Origin of the sequence: Cellulosimicrobium sp. E-16 (assembly GCF_049913115.1) — a bacterium.
Lineage (GTDB): Bacteria > Actinomycetota > Actinomycetes > Actinomycetales > Cellulomonadaceae > Cellulosimicrobium.
In genome coordinates this window covers 3,681,359-3,700,400 of record NZ_CP183974.1, presented here as the reverse complement: position 1 = coordinate 3,700,400, position 19,042 = coordinate 3,681,359, and the positions used below count along the sequence as shown (strand labels likewise).

Genomic DNA, 19,042 nt, shown 5'->3' with positions numbered 1-19,042 from the left:
GGCTGCTGGATGCCAGCGTACGTCCGCGACCCGGGCGCGTCCTGGGACGACGCGCTCTCGCTCAAGGTCTTGACAGCGATATTCTATCGATATATCGTTACCGTATCGCTGAGCCTGAGACGCGGCTCGCGACCACCGCGAGGCCGCACCGGCCCGCCACCGCTCCGCGGATCACCCGGAGCCCCACGAACACAGGAGACACATCCCATGAGCTACGCACACCAGCACCGGGGCAGGACCCCGGAGAACGTCCAGAACATGTCCCAGCCGTTCGGCGAGCGTCCCGGGCCGCGCCCGGACCGCCGTCGTCGCGACGGCTTCCCGCCCGTGCCCGACGACGCGGCCTGGTTCCGCGGCGACGCCCCCTCCGGCCGTGGTCGGGGCGGCGCGCGCCGCGGCGGTGGCCGCGGGTTCGGCGGCCCGGCCGACGGCGGGCGCGGCTTCGGCCCCGGGGAGCGCGGGTTCGGCCCGGGCTTCGGGCCGGGCGGCCCCGGGTTCGGCCCGGGCCACGGCGGCCGTCGTCACGGCGGTCGCGGCCCCGGGCGGGCCGGTCGCGGCGACGTCCGCGCCGCCGTCCTGCTGCTCCTCTCCGAGCAGCCCATGCACGGCTACCAGGTCATCCAGGAGATCGCCGAGCGGAGCGAGGGCCAGTGGCGCCCGAGCCCCGGCGCGGTCTACCCGGCGCTGAACCTGCTCCAGGACGAAGGGCTCGTCGAGCTCTCGGCCGACGGCGGGCGCCGCCTGGCGACGCTCACCGCGGCGGGCACCGCGTACGTCGCGGAGCACGCCGCCGAGCTCGGCGACCCGTTCGCCCAGGCTGCCGGTCGCGGCGGGCGCTCGCGGCGCGAGCTGCGCGCGGGCGTCGAGGCCGTCTCCGCAGCGGTCCACCAGGTCGCCCGCACGGGCACCGACGAGCAGGCCCAGGCCGCGGCGGAGCTCCTCGAGCGCACCCGCCGCGAGCTCTACCTGATCCTCGCCGGCCCGGCCGCGTCGGGTGTCGCGTCCGACGCGGACGACCCCGCGTCGTCGGACACGCACGTCGAGGACGCCCCGGTCGAGGACGAGCCGACCGCCTGACCCTCGCCCGCTCCGCCGAACCCGGGGTCGCTCCCCACCCGCAGTCGCGGGTGGGGAGCGACCCCGGGTTCGGCGTCTCTGCGTCCGACCCCTCCGCTCGTCCGGATCGACCGCGGTTCAGGCGGCGTCCGGGCCGAACGCCGCGAGGAACGTGTCCACGCCGTCGTCGATCGTGCCGCGCAGCTCGCCCGGGTCGAGCACGCGCGAGCCGTACCCGCTCGTGACGAGCGCGTCGTCCGCCACGAGCGCGAGGAGCTGGCGTGCAGCACGCCGTGGGTCGCGCACGCGCAGCCGGCCGGCCGCCCCGAGCTGGGCGAGCTTGCCCGCGAGCCGGTCGATCGTGCGTTCCCGGCTGCCCCTGCTGACCTCGTCGACGACCTCGGGGAACCGCGCGCGCTCGCCGAGCTGGAGCCGGATCACGGCGGCGCCGTCGTCGTGCGTCACGCAGCCGACGAGAGCGTCGCCGAGGCGCGTCAGCTCGCCGCGCAGGTCGTCGCCGTCGAGGTCGATCGCGTCGATCACGGCGTCGACCCGCTCGTTCGCGCGTCGCGCGCCGCGTCGCAGGGTCTCCTCGAACAGCGCGGCCTTGTCGCCGAAGTGGCTGTAGACGGTCGGCTTCGCGACCCCCGCGACCCGGGCGATCTCGTCGATGTTCCCGCCGTCGTAGCCGTCGCGGGAGAACACCTCGAGCGCGGCGTCGAGCATCGCCTCGCGGCGGTCCGTGCGGGGGTGGGGGGTGGCCATGGCTCGATCTTACCTGGGGGTTGTGCTGACTGAACTCGTGCGTATAGTGAACGCATGAGTTCAGTCCAGGAAACCAGTGAGTTCACCGCGGCGCCCGGTGCCCCGCGATCGCGCGCGGGCATCGTCCTGCTCACCGCAGGGGGAGTGCTCGCCCTGCTCGCCACGACGATCGTCGGGGCCACGGTCCCCGCCCTGGCGCACGAGCTGCGCGCGGGGTCGTCGGTGCACTGGGTCACGACGGCGTACCTCCTCGCGACCGCCGTCGCGATCCCTCTCGGGGGGTGGGCGAGCCTACGGTTCGGGGTGCGCGCCACGTGGCTCACGGGCCTCGCGGTGTTCGTCGTCGGGGCGACGGCCGCCGCGCTCGCCCCCGACCTGGGAACGCTCGTCCTCGCGCGCGGGGTCCAAGGGCTCGGGGGCGGAGCGCTCGAGCCGCTCATGCTCACCGCCGTCGCGCGCGCTGCGGGCCCGGCGCGGATGGGCCGGGTCATGGGCGTCGTCGCGGCGGCGATGTCGATCGGCCCGCTCGCCGGGCCGGTGCTGGGAGGTGTCGCCGCGGACACCGTGGGCTGGCGGTGGTCGCTCGGGCTCATCGCCGCGCTCGGGGTGGTCGTGCTCGTCGGGTCGGTCGTGACGGTCCGCGACGCCGAGCGGACGCCGGTCCGGCTCGACGTGGTCGGCCTCGCGCTCCTCGCGACCGCGACGTCGACCGCGCTCGTCGCGCTCTCCCGCGGGGCCGCGGCCGGTGTCGACGGCGGGCTCGTCGTGCTCGTCGCCGTGTCTGCGCTGGGCTTCGTCGCGTTCGTGCTCGTCGCGCGGCGTCGCGGGTCGGCGGCGATCGTCGACCTCGGGACGTTCCGGTACCCGGGCTTCACCGCGGGGATCGTCGTCATGGCGCTGCTGGGCCTGTCGATCTACCCGTTGTTCTTCGGGCTGCCGCAGTACCTCGTGAGCGTCGCCGGGCTGTCCGCGTCCGTCGCGGGCGCGATGCTCGTGCCGTACGCCGTCGGGACGCTGGTCGCGATGCCCGTCGCGGGGCGGCTGAGCGACCGGCTCGGCGCGCCGCGCCCCGTCGCGGCAGGCGCGGTCGTCGCCCTCGTGGGAGCGGTCCTCCTCGTCACGAGCGGACCGTCGACCCCGTTCGTGGTGTTCGTCCTCGCGTCCCTCGCGATCGGGCTGGGCCTCGGCTCGATCGGCAGCCCGACCGTCTCCGCCGTCTACCGCGCGCTGCCGGTACCGCTCGTCCCCTCGGGCAGCACCGTGCTCTTCATCGGCAACCAGCTCGGCGGGGCGCTGGGCGTCGCCGTCCTGGCGGCGATCCTCGCCGCAGCCGGCGGCTCCGGCGCGGGAGGGTGGCCCGCGGCCGCGGGCGCTACACCGTTCTGGCTCGCCGTCGTGGCCGCGGTGCTCGTTGCCGTGCTCGCCCCGGCGCTCCGCGCGCCGGCGGCCGCAGGACCGGCGGTGTGACCGTCCGGCACGCTCGGCACGCGTCTAGCGGTGGGCGGACAGGCGGGTCTCGAGGCGGCGCAGCGACACGTGCATCATCACGCGCAGCGCGAGCCCGACGAGCGGCGCGGTCACGACGCGGGGGACCGGGCCGGCGAGGTACGCCTCCTCCCACCACACGACGCGGCAGCGGCCGCGCCCGTGCGGCACGACGTCGAACCCGGCGTCGCCGAGCAGCACCGGCCCCAGCTTGCGCACGCGCGTGGTCCCGGTGCGCTCCGCCGCGACGGACGGGCGGTCGAGCGTCTCGACGACCATGCGGTCCGTGAACCCGCGGCCCGTGCGCCCGACGCGCGGCCCGCTCACCATCGTGAAGCGGTCGCCGACCTCGGGCCCGCGGGCGGCGGGGGTCGCCATGACGGTGAGCGGGATCCAGCGCGGGTGCGTGCGCGGGTCGGCCACCCACGCGAACGCGACGGACGCGTCGACGTCGAGCTCGCGCGCCACGGCGACCCGCCGCACGGGTCGACCCGTGCGGGGCGCCGCGTCGCCGCTCGTCACTCCGCGTCGCGCGCGGAGGAGCGGTCTCGCCGCGCGCGCCCGGGCAGGAGGCGACGGCGTCGCCGGGGGGCCGCCGCGTCGTCGGGCACGGGGACGAGCCGCGGCGGCGCGTCCTCGACCGGTGACTCCACGACCTCCAGGAGCCGCCCGAACACGGACGGCGGCGGACCGAACGCGCGTCGGGACTGACCGATCACGCCGTGCCCGAGCGCCCGCGCACCCGCGACGCCCACCACGGCGCCGACGCCGAACGGGACGAGCCGCCCGATCGCGAGGCCCGACTGCTTGGCGAGCTGCGTGCGCAGGAAGCGGTTGCCGAGCGCCTTGTTCACCTTGACCAGCGTCCCGGCAGGCATGCTCGTCAGCAGGACCTTGCCCCACGCGAGACCGGAGCCCTGGGTCGCGCGCTCGACGTCGCGCGCGCCCTTCTCGCCGAGCACCGTGGCGAGCAGCAGGGCGCGGCGGCGCGCGACGTCGTCCACGGCGATCCCGTGCACGTCCGCCACGGCGAGCGCGAACGCCGCCGAGGACGCGAAGAAGGTCGCGATGTCGCTCGACGTCAGCGCGATCCCGACGCCCGTCCCGACCGCCGGGAACGCCGCCACCGCACCGACGGCGCCGCCTGCGGCCTGGATGACGAGCAGGTACTCGCGCTCGAGGATCCGCACGATCTGGGCGGGACTCGCCTCCGGGTTCCGACGGCGGACCCCGTCGACGTGGGCCCGGATGACGTGCGACGGGATCGTCACGGCCTTGTCGAGCGCCGCGTCGAGCAGCGGCGTGGGCCGGTAGGCGGCCCAGTCGACGGCGTCCTGCGTCGACACGTCCGCGCGCGTGCCCTCGGGTGGCGGCGTGCCGTACGCAGGCGTGCCACCACGCGGCACCGGGGTTCTCGAGGGGTCCTGCTGGTGCGCCATGGCGCCTCCCGTCATCGCGTGCCGGTCCCGCGTCAGGCGGGTGTCTCGACCTCCCGGCCGGCGCCCTCGGGCTGGAAGAGGTACTCGACCTCGGCCCCGGCCTTGACCGTCCTCCCTACCGTGCACGCCTTGTCGATCGCTCGCGCGGCGACGGTGACGAGACGGTCGCGCGCGTCGTCGTCGAGGGAGGTGAGGTCGATGTCGTACGTGCCGGTGATCTTCGGGTACCGCTCCTCCTCGAGCAGCTTGGCGCCCTCGACGTGGATCGTCACCGCGTAGTCGTCGCCGAGCCGACGCGCGAACGTCCGGTCCGTGCTCATGCCCGCGCACGCGGCGAGGGCGATCTTCAGCAGCTCTCCGGGGGTGAACACCGCGCCCTCGCTCGCCGGGCCGATCGACACCTGGGCGCCGCGTGCCGAGTGCCCCGTGTACGTGCGGGTCCCGGTGCGCTCGACCCAGAGCGCGTCGGCCGGCGCGGGGGACGGTGCGGGCACGTCGTGCTCCGCCTCGTCGGCGGGGCTCAGGCTGGTCTCGGAAGGCTGCGTCGTCATGCGTGAATCCTCGCACTCGTCGGGTCGCGGCGTCCGGGAGGTCCGCCCTCCGGGGAGAACGCGCGGCGGGTGCGGGCGATTCCCTCGTCCTGCCCGGGCGAGGTCGGTCGAGCCGCCCGGGTCGCGTCGGTCGGGGCGGGCCGACGCGACCCGGACGGCGGTCTCAGGCCGCGCGGACGGGCTCCGGCGCGGTGCGCGGTCCCGCCGGCGTGGCGGTGCCCTCCTCGGACGGCTGCTCGGCAGGTCGCGCGGCCGTGGCGCGCGGGGCCGGGGCGGCCGCCACGAACGCCTCGCGGGGGTGCTGCACCGCGGCGAGCGAGACGACGTCGCGCCCGAACAGCGCGCCCGTCGCCCACACGGCGACCACCCGGGCGGTGCGCTCCCACGTCGGGATCGCGAGCACGTGGTACCCGCGGTGCATGAGCCACGCGAGGCGCCCGCGCACGACGAGGCGGCGGTACTCGAACACGCCCGAGCCGAGGCCGAGCGTCGCGACCACGCCGAGGCTCCCGTGCACGTACGGCCGCGTGGCACGGCCGCGACGTGCGGCGACGAGGTTGCGGGCGAGACGCCGGCCCTGCCGCACCGCGTGCTGGGCGTTGGGGACGGTCAGCGCGCCCGGCCGCGGGACCGCGAGGTCGGGGACTGCCGCGCCGTCGCCCGCGGCCCACGCGTCGGGGACGGTGTCGTCCACCGTCCCGACCCGCAGGTCCGGTCGCGTGACGAGGTAGCCGCGCGCGTCCACGGGCAGGTCCGTGTGCGTCGCGACGACGGGGTTCGCCGCGTTGCCCGCCGTCCACACGAGCAGCCCCGTGGCGAACGACTCGCCGGTCGACAGCGTCACGACCCCGCCCTCGGCGGACACGAGGCCCGCCTCCAGGTGCACGTGCGCGCCGCGGCGCTCGAGCTCGCGCACGACCCACCGCCCCGGACGCTCGGTGACCTCCGGCAGGATGCGCGCGTTGCGCTCGACCAGGTGGAACCGCAGCTCCGCCGGGTCGATCTCGGGGTAGACGCGCGTGAGGTCGTGCGCGAGCGACAGGAGCTCGGCGAACCCCTCGACGCCCGAGAACCCGCCGCCCACGAACGTCACCGTGAGCAGCCGCTCCCGCTCGGGCCCGGCGGGCAGGCTCGCCGCGCGGTCGAACGACGTGAGCAGCCGGTCGCGGATCGCGACGGCCTCCTCGACGTGCTTCATGCCGATCGCGTGCTCGGCGACGCCCGGCACGGGGAACACGCGCGTCACCGCGCCGGCCGTGACGACGACCGTGTCGTACGCGAGGTCGTACGGCTCGCCCGAGCGCGGCCGCACGACGACGGCGCGGCGCGCGTGGTCGACGCGCTCGACCGTCCCGTCGACGAGGCGCGTGCGGTGCAGGTGGCTTCGGTGCGCGACCGCGGCGTGCCGCGCCTCGACCGAGCCCGCGACGACCTCGGGCAGGAACGGCTGGTAGGTCATGTACGGGCGAGGGTCGACGAGGACCAGCTCGACCTCGCCGCGGCGCAGCTCGCGCCGCAGGCGCTTCTCGAGCTCCCGGGCCGCCGTGAACCCGGCGTAGCCCCCACCGACGACGACGATGCGTTCCATCACTGCCTCCTGTGACGTGAGCGTGCCGGGCGCCTGGTGCGCCCTTCCGGCGCGCTCACCCTGTCGACCGGGCGGAGAACCGTTCCGTGACATGACGTGCGTCACGCTGACTCCCCTTGACCTGGAGCGCACTCCAGGTCGCATGCTCGAGGCATGTCCGAGCTGCTGATCCCCGTCCCGCCCGTCGAGGTGCCGCCCGAGGGCCTGTCCATCGGCGACGCGGCGCGCGCCGTCGGGCTGAGCGTCGACACGCTCCGGTACTACGAGAAGGAGGGGCTGCTGCTCGATCCCGCGCCGCGCGACGGCGGCGGGCGGCGCCGCTACGGCCCGCACGACGTCGCGTGGCTCGCCGGGCTCGTCATGCTCCGCGAGACGGGCATGTCGATCGCGGACGTGCGCGTCATGGCGGACCTCAGCCGCCGGGCGGGCACCGAGGCCGAGCGCCTCGTCGTCCTCGAAGGCCACCGCGAGCGCGTGCTCGCCGAGCTCGAGCGCACGCGTCGCCACCTCGCGGCCCTCGACGCCAAGATCGCGTCGTACCGCCGCGCCACCACCGACCACGACCGGACCGATCACGACCAGGAGGTCTCCCGATGACCACGAGCACCCACCACCCCGCCACGACCCGACCGCCCGTCGTCGCGCTCGGCGACGGCCTGCACGTCTCCGCGATCGGCCTCGGCGCGATGGGCATGAGCGCGTTCTACGGGCCCACGGACGAGGCGGAGGCGGTCGCGACGCTCCGCCACGCCGTCGACGTCGGCGTGACGTTCCTCGACACCGCCGAGGCGTACGGGCCGTTCGAGAACGAGAAGCTCCTCGGGCGCGCGCTCGGCGACCGGCGCGACGAGGTCGTGCTCGCGACCAAGGCCTCGGCGGAGACGGACGACGACGGCACGGTCCACGGGCGCAACGGCACGCCCGAGTACATCCGCCGCGCGGCCGACCGCTCGCTGCGTCACCTCGGCACCGACGTGATCGACCTCTACTACCTGCACCGGGCCGACCCGGCCGTGCCGATCGAGGAGTCCGTGGGCGCGATGTCCGAGCTCGTCGCCGCCGGCAAGATCCGTCACCTCGGGCTGTCGGAGGTGTCGGTCGAGACGATCCGGCGCGCGCACGCCGTACACCCGCTCGCGGCCGTGCAGTCGGAGCTCTCGCTCTTCTCCCCGGACGTGCTGCGCAACGGCGAGAAGGCCGTCATGGACGAGCTCGGCATCGGGTTCGTCGCGTTCTCCCCGCTCGGGCGCGGCGTGCTCACGAGCAGCGTGCGCAGCCTCGACGACCTCGCGCCCGACGACGCGCGTCGCGGCCTGCCCCGGTTCCAGCCCGACGCGTTCGCCGCCAACCTGCGGCTCGTGGACAGGGTGCGCGAGATCGCCGCGGAGCGGGGCGCGACGGAGGCGCAGGTCGCGCTCGCGTGGGTGGTCGCGCAGGGCGCTGTGCCCATCCCCGGCACGCGCCGTCCGGAGCGCCTCGACGAGAACGCCGCGGCGGCGCGCCTCGAGCTCACCGCCGACGACCTGCGTCGTCTCGCCGACGCCGTGCCGCAGGCGCAGGTCGCGGGCCACCGCGACTACGCCCCGACGCCGGACGGCCAGGACCGCTGAGCGAGGGTGACGAACGCCGCGGTGTGTAGGTTCGACACGGCCCCGGCAAAGTTACACACTGACGGGTGTGGCACTCGACGCGACCGACGCCCCGACCGCACCCGTGAGCACCGGCGAGCCTGCGCCGTCGGGCACCGCTCCCGGGCCCGTCCCGACCCCGTACGAGGACCTCCTCCGCGACGTCCTCGCGCACGGCACCCCCAAGGGCGACCGCACCGGGACGGGCACGCGCAGCGTGTTCGGGCGGCAGATCCGCTTCGACCTGTCGCAGGGCTTCCCCCTGATCACGACCAAGCGCGTGCACCTCAAGTCCATCGCGTACGAGCTGCTGTGGTTCCTGCGCGGCGACTCGAACGTGCGCTGGCTGCAGGAGCACGGCGTGAGCATCTGGGACGAGTGGGCCGACGCCGACGGCGAGCTCGGCCCGGTCTACGGCGTCCAGTGGCGCTCGTGGCCGACGCCGGACGGGCGGCACGTCGACCAGGTCGCCCAGGTGATCGAGCAGATCCGGTCGAACCCCGACTCGCGCCGGCACATCGTCTCCGCATGGAACGTCGCGGAGATCGAGAACATGGCCCTGCCGCCGTGCCACGCGTTCTTCCAGTTCTACGTGGCCGACGGGAAGCTGTCGTGCCAGCTCTACCAGCGCTCGGCCGACCTCTTTCTCGGCGTGCCGTTCAACATCGCGTCGTACGCGCTGCTCGTCCACATGGTCGCCGCGCAGACCGGGCTCGAGGTCGGTGACTTCGTGTGGACCGGCGGCGACGTGCACATCTACGACAACCACGTCGAGCAGGTGCGCGAGCAGCTCACGCGCGAGCCGTACCCCTACCCGACCCTGCGCCTCGCGCCGCGCGACTCGATCGACGCGTACGAGTTCGAGGACATCGAGGTCGTCGGGTACCAGCACCACCCGACGATCAAGGCCCCGATCGCGGTCTGACGGCGGTGGGGGAGGAGACGCCCGGCGGGCCGACGCTCGGGCTGGTCTGGGCCCAGGCGCGCGACGCCGCGGGGCGGCCCGTCATCGGTGCGGGCGGCACCATGCCCTGGCACCTGCCCGAGGACCTCGCGCACTTCCGGCGCCTCACGTCGGGCCACCCCGTCGTCATGGGCCGCCGCACGTGGGACTCGCTCCCGCCCCGGTTCCGGCCCCTGCCCGGGCGCGTGAACGTCGTGGTGACGCGGCAGCCCGGGTGGTCGCCGGGGGACCGGTCGCCGCGCGTCGGTGCGTCCGGCGGCGCGGTGCCCGACGGCGGCCGCCCGCCCGAGCCGGCCGGCGCGCCCGTGCGCGTGGCCGGGTCGGTCGAGGAGGCGCTCGCGGCCACCCGCGCGGCGGCGCGCGACACCGGGTCGGGCGAGGTCTGGGTCATGGGCGGCGCGCAGCTCTACGGCGCGACGATCGCGCTCGCGGACCGGTGCGTCGTCACGGAGATCGACGCCGTCGTCGAGGGCGACACCTACGCCCCCCCCGTCCCCGACGGATGGGAAACGCACGCGGGCGCCTGGGCGACGTCGTCCACCGGCCTGCGCTACCGCTTCGTCACCCACGACCACCCCCACCCCACCCGCTGAGTGCATGAAATAGTCGCGCTCGGGCCGTCCGAGCGCGACTATTTCATGCACTCAGCGTCAGGCGGGCTCGAGGCGGCGGAGGGCGTCGAGGACGAGGTTCCAGAAGCGACGGTGGTCGAGGGTGACCGCGACCTGGGTGCGGCACTCGTCGGGGGCGGGCTCGTCGCCGCGCAGGTCCGCGACCGTCATGCCGGTGGTCAGCGCGCCGTGGAGCTCGACGTCCAGCGGGGCGCGACGCGTCGTCATGACCTGCGGGTCGATGACGGCGGCGACCGCGCACGGGTCGTGGACGGGCGGGTAGGGGAAGCCCTGCGCCGAGCGGTACGTCGCCCCGTAGAAGTCGAGCAGCTCCCCGACGAACCGGGAGGGCGCGGTGTCGAGCGCGGAGAGCCGCTCGCGCACGTCGGGCGTCGCGACGGCCTGGTGCGTGAGGTCCAGGCCGACCATCGTCACCGGCCACGCCTCGTTCAGCACGACGTGCGCGGCCTCCGGGTCGGCGAGCACGTTGAACTCCGCGACCGGCGTGCGGTTGCCCACGTGGTAGCCGCCGCCCATCATCACGACCTCCCGCACGCGCGGCACGATGCGCGGCTCCCTGCGCGCCGCCATCGCGACGTTCGTCAGCGGCCCCGTCGGCACGAGGGTGATCTCGCCGGGCTCGGCGCCCATGACCGTGTCCACGATGAGGTCCACCGCGTGGCGGCGGTCGACGGCGCGGCGCGGGGTGGGCAGGACCGGCCCGTCCATCCCGGAGTCGCCGTGGATGTCCGGCGCGACGATCCGCGGCCGGACGAGCGGGCGGTCGCACCCTGCTGCGACCGGGACGTCGATCCCGGCCAGCTCGGCGACCGCGAGCGCGTTGCGCGTGACCTTCTCCAGCGTCTGGTTGCCGGCGACCGTCGTCACGGCGACGAGGTCGACGGCGGGGCTGCCGTGCGCGAGGAGCATCGCGATCGCGTCGTCGTGGCCGGGGTCGCAGTCGAGGAGGACGCGGCGTGGCGCGTCGGCACGTCCGGTGGGCATGCGCCCATCCTCGCGCGCCGACCACTTGCCGGCCACGCTCCTGCACGACGGTCACCGACGGTCACCGTCGGCGCGGGCGCGCTTCGCCTCCGACGGCCACCGACGGCTAGGCTGTCCCCCGGCCCGTTCCCCGGGGCCGCGCGCCTGTAGCTCAGGGGATAGAGCACCGCTCTCCTAAAGCGGGTGTCGCCAGTTCGAATCTGGCCAGGCGCACCGAACGCCCCTCTGCTCCCGAGCGCGGGGCCCGCTCAGCCGACGACGCGCACCGCGACCACCTGGCACTGCACGGGGTACGACTCCGCACACAGGTCGGCCCACACCTCCACGGCGTCACCGTCGGTCAGGGTGTCGCCGTCGACCCGCGCGCCCTCCGTGTCCAGGACCAGGGTGCTCTCGGACAGGAGCGACATGCCCTCGTAGTAGGGGTCGGACGCGTCGACGAGTCGCGGCGCGCCCTCGTCACGGGCGACGGTCCCGGCGACGTCCGCGGGCCGGTCCGGGGGCGCGGCGGCCCCGTCGGAGTCGTCGGCGGCCGCGCACCCCGCCAGCAGCGGGGCGAGCCCGGCCAGGAAGGCCAGCGCGAGGGCGGTCGCGCGGAGGGCGGGAGCGTGCGGGGACCGGCGCATCCTCGGATCCTCCCACCGCCGTCGTCGTCCGGCCGCGAGGTCTAGGCCGAGGCGGGCGTGGACGGTGCAGGTGTCGGCGCCGTGCCGGTGCTGCCGCCCGTCTCGGCCTCGGCGCCCTCGCCCGTTCCTGCGCCGCCGCCCTCACCCGTGCCGGGGGCGGGCTCGGTCGGCTCGGGTGCTGGCGTCGTCGGGTCCGGTGAGGGCTCCTGCGTGGGCTCTTCGGTGGGTTCCGGCGTCGGCGTGGTCGAGGGCTCGTCGGTCGGTGCCGGGGTCGGCGTCGTCGACGGAGCGGGCGCGGGCTCCTGGGTCGGCACGGTCGACGGGTCCACGCCCGGGTTCGACGGCGCGGGCGTCGCGGGATCCTCCGTGCCGGTCGAGCGTTCGCGGCTGATCGTCGTCCCCGAGCCCTCCACGCCCCGCACGGCGTCCGAGATCGGCTTGCCGATCGCGAGCTCGACGACGAGCACGACGCCCATCACCACGACGAACAGGGCGAGCGCCGACACGGTCAGCACCCGGCCGCGGCCGTAGCGGTCGACGAGCCGCAGCCAGGCGTTCTGCGGCGGCTCCGGGTCCGTGCCCGGCTCGGGCGGAGCGCCGACGTCGCCCCGGTCCACGGCCTCCTCCGTCCTGGTCGTGTCGTCGTCCGGCTCGACAGGCGCCGCCGCACCCGCGTCGGACGCCGGGTCCGCCACGACGACCGTCCCGCGCGGCACGCTCGCGACCGCGGTCGTGACGGCGGTGGTCGTCGCGCGGTCGCGTGCGGTGCTCGCGCCGGTGGTCACCTGCACGACCTTGCCGACGACAGGGACGAGCTGCTCGCGCGTCTTCTGGATCGAGCGCGTGTAGACGTAGTTCGCGACGACGGTGAGGGCGCTCGCGATGCCGGCGCCGATGATCGTGCCCGCGGTCCCGAAGTACGACAGCAGCACCGTGGTGCTCACGGCGGCGAGAGAGCTCGCGACGACCTGCGTGAGGGAGAGCCGGGCCGGGGCCTCGCGCTCCTTCGCGGGTGCGGTCTCCGCGGCGGCACGCCCTGCCTCGCGTCCGGCGTCGTGGGGCGCGGGGCGCGAGGCGGGGGAGTCGTCGCTCTCGGGGCGGGGGGCTGGGGGTGTCGTCACGTGGTGCGGGTTTCCGGTCGTCGGCGGGCAGGACCACCCGCCGCCACCGGCCGTGGACGACGACCGCGCGCCAGGGACCGGCGTCGGGCCACGGGCGTCCTCCCACGGTAGGCCGCTCGTGTGGACCTCGCTCAGGGGCGTCGTGCCGGGGGCTCAGACGAACGGGAGAGATCCTGTGACGCCGCCGGTCGGAGCGGTGCGGCGGGCGCGCCGGTGTCGGTCGTCGCGCCCGGGTGGTGCACGACCCCGGGGCGACGGGCAAGGCGGCCCGACGCCGGCGACGTATCCTGCCGAGGGCCGCGTGGACCGCTGTCGGGCGCCGCGGGAGCCTCGCCGCACGCCGTGCGGTGTGGTGTGCGCCACACCGTCGAGGCGGCCGTCCGGGCTCTCGAATTCGCGGAATCACGCGCATGTTGTGGACGCTCGTCCAGGTGGTTCTCAGATGTCTCTGGGGGGCGCGGGTGATTCACCCGTCCAGGACCGCGGACCGTGTTGACGCCCGGCATCTCGCCGTGCAAGATAGTCCTCGACAGCGCGCATCGCCTGCCCCCTGCGCGGTGCGCGCTGTTTCACACTTCTCCGGGAGAACACCCCGGAATAGCTCGGAACGACGGCCTCGGAACACGAATTCTCGTGATCCGGGGCCGTTCGTCGTCCCGCCTCCAGAGCGTCCCGCGCTCGACCCGTCGGAGGGCGGCCACGGCCCGGCGCCGCCCGGCGGACCGGGTCGCCGACCCTCCGGCGCGCCGCCCCGGGCCTCGCGAGGCGGACGGTTAGCGTCGGAGGGTGAATGCCGCAGCCCGCACCAGCTCAGCCGCCCGGAGCGTGGCCGATCCTGCTCGGCTGCCCGCGACCGCTCCCGACGGGGCCGACCAGGCGGACGCGCCGGACGACGACGTGACGCCGCCCCGCCCCGTGCTCGTCCCCGAGCCCACCACGGCCGACCTCGTCGACGAGGCCGTGACGCGGTGGCGTGCTGGTCTCGTCGAGCTCGCCGGGGGGTCGTCGCTCGCCGACGTCTCGCTCCTCGGCGACGCCGTCGTCGACCTGACGGCGGCCCACCCCTCGGGCGTCGCTCAGCTCTTCGCCGGGCGACCGACCCGGCTCTCGAACCTGTTCCGCGAGGGCGGGTCGCTGCCTGCCGCGCGGCGCCGCGCGCGCGCCGTCGTGGTCCGCGCCGCCGAGCACGCCCAGCGCTACGGCGTCGCGCCCACGTACCTGGCGATCGGGGTCGCGACCTGGACCCAGAGCCTCGCGGCACCGCTCGCGGAGGACGACGTCGCGGCGCTCGCGCGGGTCGCGGGTCGCACCCCCGCGACGATCGTCCCGAGCGCGGACGACGACGTGGCCGCCCCGGGCGCCGACGGACCCGGCCGCCCCACGGACGGGGACCAGGGCCCCGCGGTCCCCGACGCGCAGGGCGGGTCCGCCGGGCACGACGACGCACGCGTCCCCGACGCCGGCCACCACCCGCGGGGCGAGGTCGAGGAGGGCGAGCAGGAGCCGACGTCCCGGACCGTGCGCGCGCCCGTGCTCCTGCGCCCCCTGACCGTGACGCCGCGCGGGGACGGCGAGACCGACTACGAGCTGACCCTCGAGCCGACGGCCGAGATCAACCCGCTCCTCGCGCGCACGCTGCGCGCGCACGGCGCGCTCCTCGACCCGGTGACGCTCGCGCGCTCCACGTTCACCGGCGCGGGGTTCGACCCCGGCGACGCGACCCGTCGTATCGCCGCGCTCGGCCAGGCCGTCCTCGACGACTTCGACCTGACCCACCGCGTCCTCGTCGGCACGTTCGTGCACCCGGGGCAGGTCCTCGTCGACGACCTCGACGAGCTCGCGCCCGCGCTCGAGCGGCACGAGGTCGTCGCCGCGCTCGCCGGGGACGAGCGGTCGGCCACGGCGTTGCGCGCCGAGCTGCCCGCGCGGCGCGTCGGCGACGCGGACCCGGTGCACGAGCGGGGCGCCGGCGACCTCGACCCGTCCCAGCGCCACGTCGTCGACGTGCTCGCGAGCGGGTCGCACCTCTTCGTCGACGCGCCGGCCGGCTCCGACGTCGCGGGCACGCTCGCGGCCGTCGTCGCCGAGGCCGCGGCGTCGGGGCGTCACGTGCTGTACGTCCCGGGCCACCGCCGCGCCGCGGACGCGCTCCTCGCACGGCTCGACGAGCTGGGCCTGGGCGGCCTCGTGCTCGACATCGTGCCGGAGCCGACGTGGCGCGAGACGGCGTCGCACCGCCTCCTGTCCGCGATGGCGACCGAGCCCGAGCCGGGCGAGGACGAGGACCTCGCGCGCACGCGCGACGCGCTGCTCGGGGCGCGCGCCCGGCTCGCGGGGTACATCGAGGCGCTGCACCTCGTGCGCGACCCGTGGGGCGTGTCCGCCTACGACGCGCTCCAGGCGCTCGCCCGGCTCACCGCCGAGCGCCCGGCCCCCGACACCCGGGTGCGCCTCACGACCGAGGTCGTGCTCGGCGTCGGGCCGCAGCGGGAACGCGCCGCCGCAGAGCTGCGCGAGGCCGCACTGCTCGGCGCGTTCACCGCACGGGCGACCTCGACCCCCTGGTACGGCGCCGCCCTCGCCACGCCGCAGGAGGCGCACGACGCGCTCGTGCGCGTCGAGCGGCTGCGCACGCACACGCTCCCGCAGCTGCGCGCGCAGGTCGGGCAGGTCGCGCAGCGCACGGGGCTCACGCCCGCGACGACGCTGCGCCAGTGGGGCGACCAGCTCACCATGCTCGGGGGGATGCGCGGCACGCTCGACGTGTTCCAGCCGCTCATCTTCGAGCGCACCGCCCAGGACATGGTCGAGGCGACCGCGACCAAGCAGTGGCGCGAGCAGCGCGGCGTCGAGATGGGCTGGTTCGTCCGGCGCCGGCTGCGCCGCCAGGCGCGCGACATGGTCCGCCCGGGCGTGCGCGTGCCCGACCTGCACGCCGCGCTCGTCGAGGTGCAGGCGCAGCGCGCGGTCTGGCAGGAGCAGTGCCCGCGCGGTGGCTGGCCCGTCCTGCCCGAGGGGCTGTCCGCGATCGAGGACACGCACGAGGCCGTGCGCATCGACGTGGAGGAGCTCGCGCCCGCGCTCGACGGCACCCCCGGCGGGAACGACCTCCTCGACGCCCCGCTCGACGCGCTCGCGACCCGGCTGGACGCGCTCGCCGAGGACGCCGAGTCCCTCGACTCCCTGCCCGCGCGGACCGCCATCCTGCGCCGGCTCACCGACCTCGGCCTCGGCGAGCTCCTCGCCGACCTCGCGGCGCGCCGCGTCGAGCCCGACTTCGTGGGTCCGGAGCTGGAGCTCGCGTGGTGGAGCTCCGTGTTCGAGCAGGTGCTCGCCCAGGACCAGGCGCTGGCCGGGCAGGACGGCGCCGGCCTCGACGCGCTCGCGCGCCGGTTCCGCGACCTCGACCGCACGCACGTCGCATCGCTGGCGGCACCCGTCCGCGCGGCGGTCCGCGACCACCTCGGGACCGCGATGCGCGAGCACCGCGACGAGGCCGAGGACCTGTTCACCGAGCTGCTCGAGGGCCGCCTCGTGAGCCTGCGGGAGACGGCCGAGAAGCACCCCGCCGTGCTGCGGCGCCTGCGCCCCGTGCTCGTCGCCACGCCGACCCTCATGCCGCACCTCGTCCCCGCGACGCGCACCGTCGACCTCGTCGTCCTCGACGCGATCGAGCACGCGCCCGTCGAGCTCGTGCTCTCCGCCCTCGCTCGCGGGCGGCAGGTCGTCGCGGTCGGCGACCCCCGCGCCGCCTCGACCGAGACCGTGCGCGAGCTCGCCGAGCTGCTGCCGACGGTCGAGCTCCTCGCCGACGGGTCGCGGCGCGACCCCTTCGTCACGACGTTCCTCGCCGAGCACGGCTACGACGGCGTGCTGCGCCCCGCGCCCCTGCCGCGCGCCGAGGTCCTCGTCCAGCTCGACGTCGTCGACGGCGCGGGCATGCCCGACCCGACGTCCGGCGCGGTCGAGAGCACCCAGGCCGAGGTCGACCGGGTCGTCGAGGTCGCGATCGAGCACGCGCTCACGCGACCCGACGAGTCCCTCGCGATCGTCACCGTCACGCCTCTGCACGCGGACCGCATCCGCGACGCCCTCCTCGTCGAGGTGCGCCAGAACCCTGCGCTCGCCGGCTTCTTCTCCGGGTCCCGGGCCGAGCCCGTCGTCGTCGCCGACGTCTCCGGCGTCGCCGGGCTCGTGCGCGACACCATCGTCCTGTCGGTCGGGTTCGGCCGGACGCCGCACGGCCGCGTGCTGCACCGGTTCGGCATCCTCAACACGCCCGGCGCCGAGGCGATGCTGCTCGACTCGGTCGGCGCGACCCGCCGCCGCCTCCACGTCGTGACCTGCTTCACCGCGGGCGACCTCGACCCCGAGCGCCTGCGCGGCGCGGGTGCCCGGCTGCTCGCCGAGGTCCTCGACCTCGCGGAGCAGCGCAGCGGCGCCTCCGACCAGGTGACCCTCGGCAACGGCGTCGACCTCGGCGGCAGCCCCGACCGGCTCGTGCTCGACCTCGCCGAGCGCCTCTGGCGCGCCGGCCTCGTCGTCGAGACCGACTACGGGATCGGCGACGGTGACCGCATCCCGCTCGTCGTCGGCCACCCCGACCTCCCCGGCGAGCTCCTCGTCGCCGTCCTCACCGACGATGCCGCCTACGTCGCCGAGCGCAGCGTGCGCGTCCGGGACCGGCAGGTGGCCGAGCGCCTCGAGCGCATCGGGTGGACCGTCGCGCAGGTGTGGTCCGCCGCCGCGTTCCTCGACCCGGCCAAGGAGGCCGAGCGCATCCGGCGGGTCGTGCAGGCGGTGCGCGACGAGCGGCTCCCGGAGACCGGGGGCGTCGCGCAGACCGGCGGGGGCGACAGGATCGTCGTCGTGCCGGTGATCGACGACGACGAGCAGCACGGCGACGACGACCTGTAGCCGTCGGCATGTGATTACTGCCCGCGTGGTCGTGCTGGGGCGGGGCCGGGGGAACACTACCCGCGTGGTCGGGCTGGGTGCGGGGTGGGAGGCGGCGCCGGGTCTACCATCCGCCGCTCGTTCCTCGCGGCTCCCGCCAGGCCCGCCACGACCCGGCGCCGCCTCCCACCCCGCCATGTCGTCTCACCGTGCGCCGCGCTCCCGGAGATCACACCGGCTACTCGGCACAGGGGTCGTCGTGTCGCCCGGGTCCGGCGTCTGGTGCCCTCGAGCGTCTTTCCCCCATGGGCGGGTGGGTGGTCCACGCCCGGTCGGCCAGCGGTGCGACGATGGAGGCGTGAGCACCACGTCCGACCCGAGTCCTGACCGCACGCACGACGCGCCCGACGGCGCGGGGCGGCGTCGTCGGCCGCGGCGGGCCGTGCGACGGGGGACGGAGAGCGAGGTCGTGTCCGGGGTGAGCGCCGACGAGCGGTCCGAGGGCTGGGGCGACGAGGCGGCGCCCGGACGGGGGGTCCGGGGCGAGAACGACGACCGTCTGCTCGGGGACGTCCCACCCCACTACGGGCGGCACTGACCGCGCGACACTGACGACGGCCTACGGTCGGCACTGGCACGGACGAGTCCCGCGGCCGGTCCGTGGTGGCGGTCGTCGGCGCCGAGCTGCTCGCTGACGTGTCGAACCCGGGGTCGTTCCCCATCCATGGCGTGAGGTGAGGAGCAACCCCGGGTTCGTCCGAGGGTCGCCACGCTGCGGGATCTCAGGCGGCGGCCGGGTGGCTCGTGCTCAGAGGCCGCGCGGCGGCGTCGGGCCGCCGGGTGCTCCGCCCGGGCCGGTGCCCGCCTGCGCCGCGAGGAGGTCGCGGATCTCCTGGAGGACGCGTACGTCCTCTGCCGGAGCCTCGGGCTCGGGCTCGACGTCCTTCTTGCGCCGCTCGGCGAGCTTGTTCATCGGCAGCACGATGAAGAAGTAGAGCGCGAGGGCGACGATGAGGAACTGGAGGATCGCGTTGAGCACGCCGCCCACGGAGATCACGGACGCCGGGATGCCCTCCGCCTCGTTCCCCGCGCGCAGCGTGATGTCCCACAGACCGGTGAGGTCGGGCTTGCCGAAGATCGCCCCGATGAGGGGATTGATGAAGTCCTCGACGATCGCCGTGACGACCCCGGTGAACGCCGCGCCGATGACGACGCCGACCGCCAGGTCGATCGCGTTGCCTCGGAGCACGAACTCCTTGAATCCCTGGAACACGCCCTTCATGTGCTGCTTCCCTCTCAGGTCGGTG

Annotated in this window: 17 protein-coding genes and 1 tRNA gene; 9 read left to right on the top strand and 9 right to left on the bottom strand. The window is 75.7% G+C overall.

Annotation, left to right across the window (positions count from 1 at the left end):
• Positions 1–207: 207 nt before the first annotated feature.
• Complete coding sequence (locus ACN9MS_RS16215; RefSeq protein ID WP_426309485.1) at positions 208–1,077, top strand: PadR family transcriptional regulator; 870 nt, start codon at positions 208–210, stop codon at positions 1,075–1,077.
• 117 nt (positions 1,078–1,194) lie between these two features.
• Here the strand turns inward: ACN9MS_RS16215 and ACN9MS_RS16210 are convergent, their stop codons facing one another.
• Positions 1,195–1,821 (bottom strand): TetR/AcrR family transcriptional regulator, encoded by a 627-nt coding sequence (locus tag ACN9MS_RS16210; RefSeq protein WP_426309484.1) that lies wholly within the window; start codon positions 1,819–1,821, stop codon positions 1,195–1,197.
• A 54-nt stretch (positions 1,822–1,875) separates the two neighbouring features.
• Here ACN9MS_RS16210 and ACN9MS_RS16205 point away from each other — a divergent pair, with 54 nt between their 5' ends.
• A complete protein-coding gene (locus tag ACN9MS_RS16205; RefSeq protein WP_426309483.1) occupies positions 1,876–3,288 on the top strand; it encodes a DHA2 family efflux MFS transporter permease subunit in 1,413 nt (470 codons plus the stop codon).
• A 24-nt stretch (positions 3,289–3,312) separates the two neighbouring features.
• Here ACN9MS_RS16205 and ACN9MS_RS16200 read toward each other — a convergent pair whose 3' ends face one another.
• From ACN9MS_RS16200 to ACN9MS_RS16185, 4 genes are all read right to left on the bottom strand, one after another.
• A complete protein-coding gene (locus ACN9MS_RS16200) occupies positions 3,313–3,789 on the bottom strand; it encodes an SRPBCC family protein (protein ID WP_426309482.1) in 477 nt (158 codons plus the stop codon).
• Positions 3,790–3,824: 35 nt separating this feature from the next.
• A complete protein-coding gene (locus ACN9MS_RS16195) occupies positions 3,825–4,745 on the bottom strand; it encodes a hypothetical protein (RefSeq protein WP_426309481.1) in 921 nt (306 codons plus the stop codon).
• 32 nt (positions 4,746–4,777) lie between these two features.
• Complete coding sequence (locus tag ACN9MS_RS16190) at positions 4,778–5,296, bottom strand: OsmC family protein (protein ID WP_047232436.1); 519 nt, start codon at positions 5,294–5,296, stop codon at positions 4,778–4,780.
• Positions 5,297–5,459: 163 nt separating this feature from the next.
• The gene (locus tag ACN9MS_RS16185) at positions 5,460–6,884 is read right to left on the bottom strand and encodes an NAD(P)/FAD-dependent oxidoreductase (RefSeq protein WP_426309480.1); all 1,425 of its coding nucleotides are present in this window, start codon (positions 6,882–6,884) and stop codon (positions 5,460–5,462) included.
• Positions 6,885–7,037: 153 nt separating this feature from the next.
• Between ACN9MS_RS16185 and ACN9MS_RS16180 the strand changes: the two genes are divergently transcribed.
• The 4 genes from ACN9MS_RS16180 (at position 7,038) to ACN9MS_RS16165 (ending at position 10,069) form a co-directional block, all read left to right on the top strand.
• Positions 7,038–7,481 carry a MerR family transcriptional regulator gene (locus tag ACN9MS_RS16180; RefSeq protein ID WP_426309479.1) on the top strand — a complete coding sequence of 148 codons (444 nt, stop codon included), beginning with the start codon at positions 7,038–7,040 and terminating at the stop codon, positions 7,479–7,481.
• Positions 7,478–8,494, top strand: coding sequence for an aldo/keto reductase (locus tag ACN9MS_RS16175; protein WP_426309478.1), 1,017 nt, complete (start codon positions 7,478–7,480; stop codon positions 8,492–8,494). The genes ACN9MS_RS16180 and ACN9MS_RS16175 overlap by 4 nt, the downstream gene beginning before the upstream one ends.
• A 103-nt stretch (positions 8,495–8,597) precedes the next feature.
• Positions 8,598–9,437: a thymidylate synthase gene (locus ACN9MS_RS16170; RefSeq protein ID WP_426311914.1), complete on the top strand. Its 840-nt coding sequence runs from the start codon at positions 8,598–8,600 to the stop codon at positions 9,435–9,437.
• A gap of 5 nt (positions 9,438–9,442) precedes the next feature.
• Complete coding sequence (locus ACN9MS_RS16165) at positions 9,443–10,069, top strand: dihydrofolate reductase (RefSeq protein ID WP_426309477.1); 627 nt, start codon at positions 9,443–9,445, stop codon at positions 10,067–10,069.
• Positions 10,070–10,126: 57 nt separating this feature from the next.
• Here ACN9MS_RS16165 and ACN9MS_RS16160 read toward each other — a convergent pair whose 3' ends face one another.
• Positions 10,127–11,092: a nucleoside hydrolase gene (locus tag ACN9MS_RS16160; RefSeq protein ID WP_426309475.1), complete on the bottom strand. Its 966-nt coding sequence runs from the start codon at positions 11,090–11,092 to the stop codon at positions 10,127–10,129.
• 140 nt (positions 11,093–11,232) lie between these two features.
• Between ACN9MS_RS16160 and ACN9MS_RS16155 the strand changes: the two genes are divergently transcribed.
• Positions 11,233–11,305: transfer RNA gene (locus tag ACN9MS_RS16155), tRNA-Arg, on the top strand.
• 35 nt (positions 11,306–11,340) lie between these two features.
• Here the strand turns inward: ACN9MS_RS16155 and ACN9MS_RS16150 are convergent.
• Positions 11,341–11,718, bottom strand: a complete 378-nt coding sequence (locus ACN9MS_RS16150; protein ID WP_426309474.1) for a hypothetical protein — start codon at positions 11,716–11,718, stop codon at positions 11,341–11,343.
• Positions 11,719–11,759: 41 nt separating this feature from the next.
• A complete protein-coding gene (locus tag ACN9MS_RS16145; RefSeq protein WP_426309473.1) occupies positions 11,760–12,839 on the bottom strand; it encodes a hypothetical protein in 1,080 nt (359 codons plus the stop codon).
• Between the two features lie 825 nt (positions 12,840–13,664).
• Here ACN9MS_RS16145 and ACN9MS_RS16140 point away from each other — a divergent pair.
• Together ACN9MS_RS16140 and ACN9MS_RS16135 are read left to right on the top strand one after the other, a co-directional pair.
• Positions 13,665–17,756 (top strand): hypothetical protein, encoded by a 4,092-nt coding sequence (locus ACN9MS_RS16140; RefSeq protein ID WP_426309472.1) that lies wholly within the window; start codon positions 13,665–13,667, stop codon positions 17,754–17,756.
• Between the two features lie 337 nt (positions 17,757–18,093).
• Positions 18,094–18,333, top strand: coding sequence for a hypothetical protein (locus ACN9MS_RS16135; protein ID WP_378233739.1), 240 nt, complete (start codon positions 18,094–18,096; stop codon positions 18,331–18,333).
• Positions 18,334–18,543: 210 nt separating this feature from the next.
• On the opposite strand, the gene mscL is transcribed toward ACN9MS_RS16135, so the two are convergent.
• Positions 18,544–19,008, bottom strand: a complete 465-nt coding sequence (gene mscL / locus ACN9MS_RS16130) for a large conductance mechanosensitive channel protein MscL (RefSeq protein ID WP_426311913.1) — start codon at positions 19,006–19,008, stop codon at positions 18,544–18,546.
• Positions 19,009–19,042: the final 34 nt, after the last annotated feature.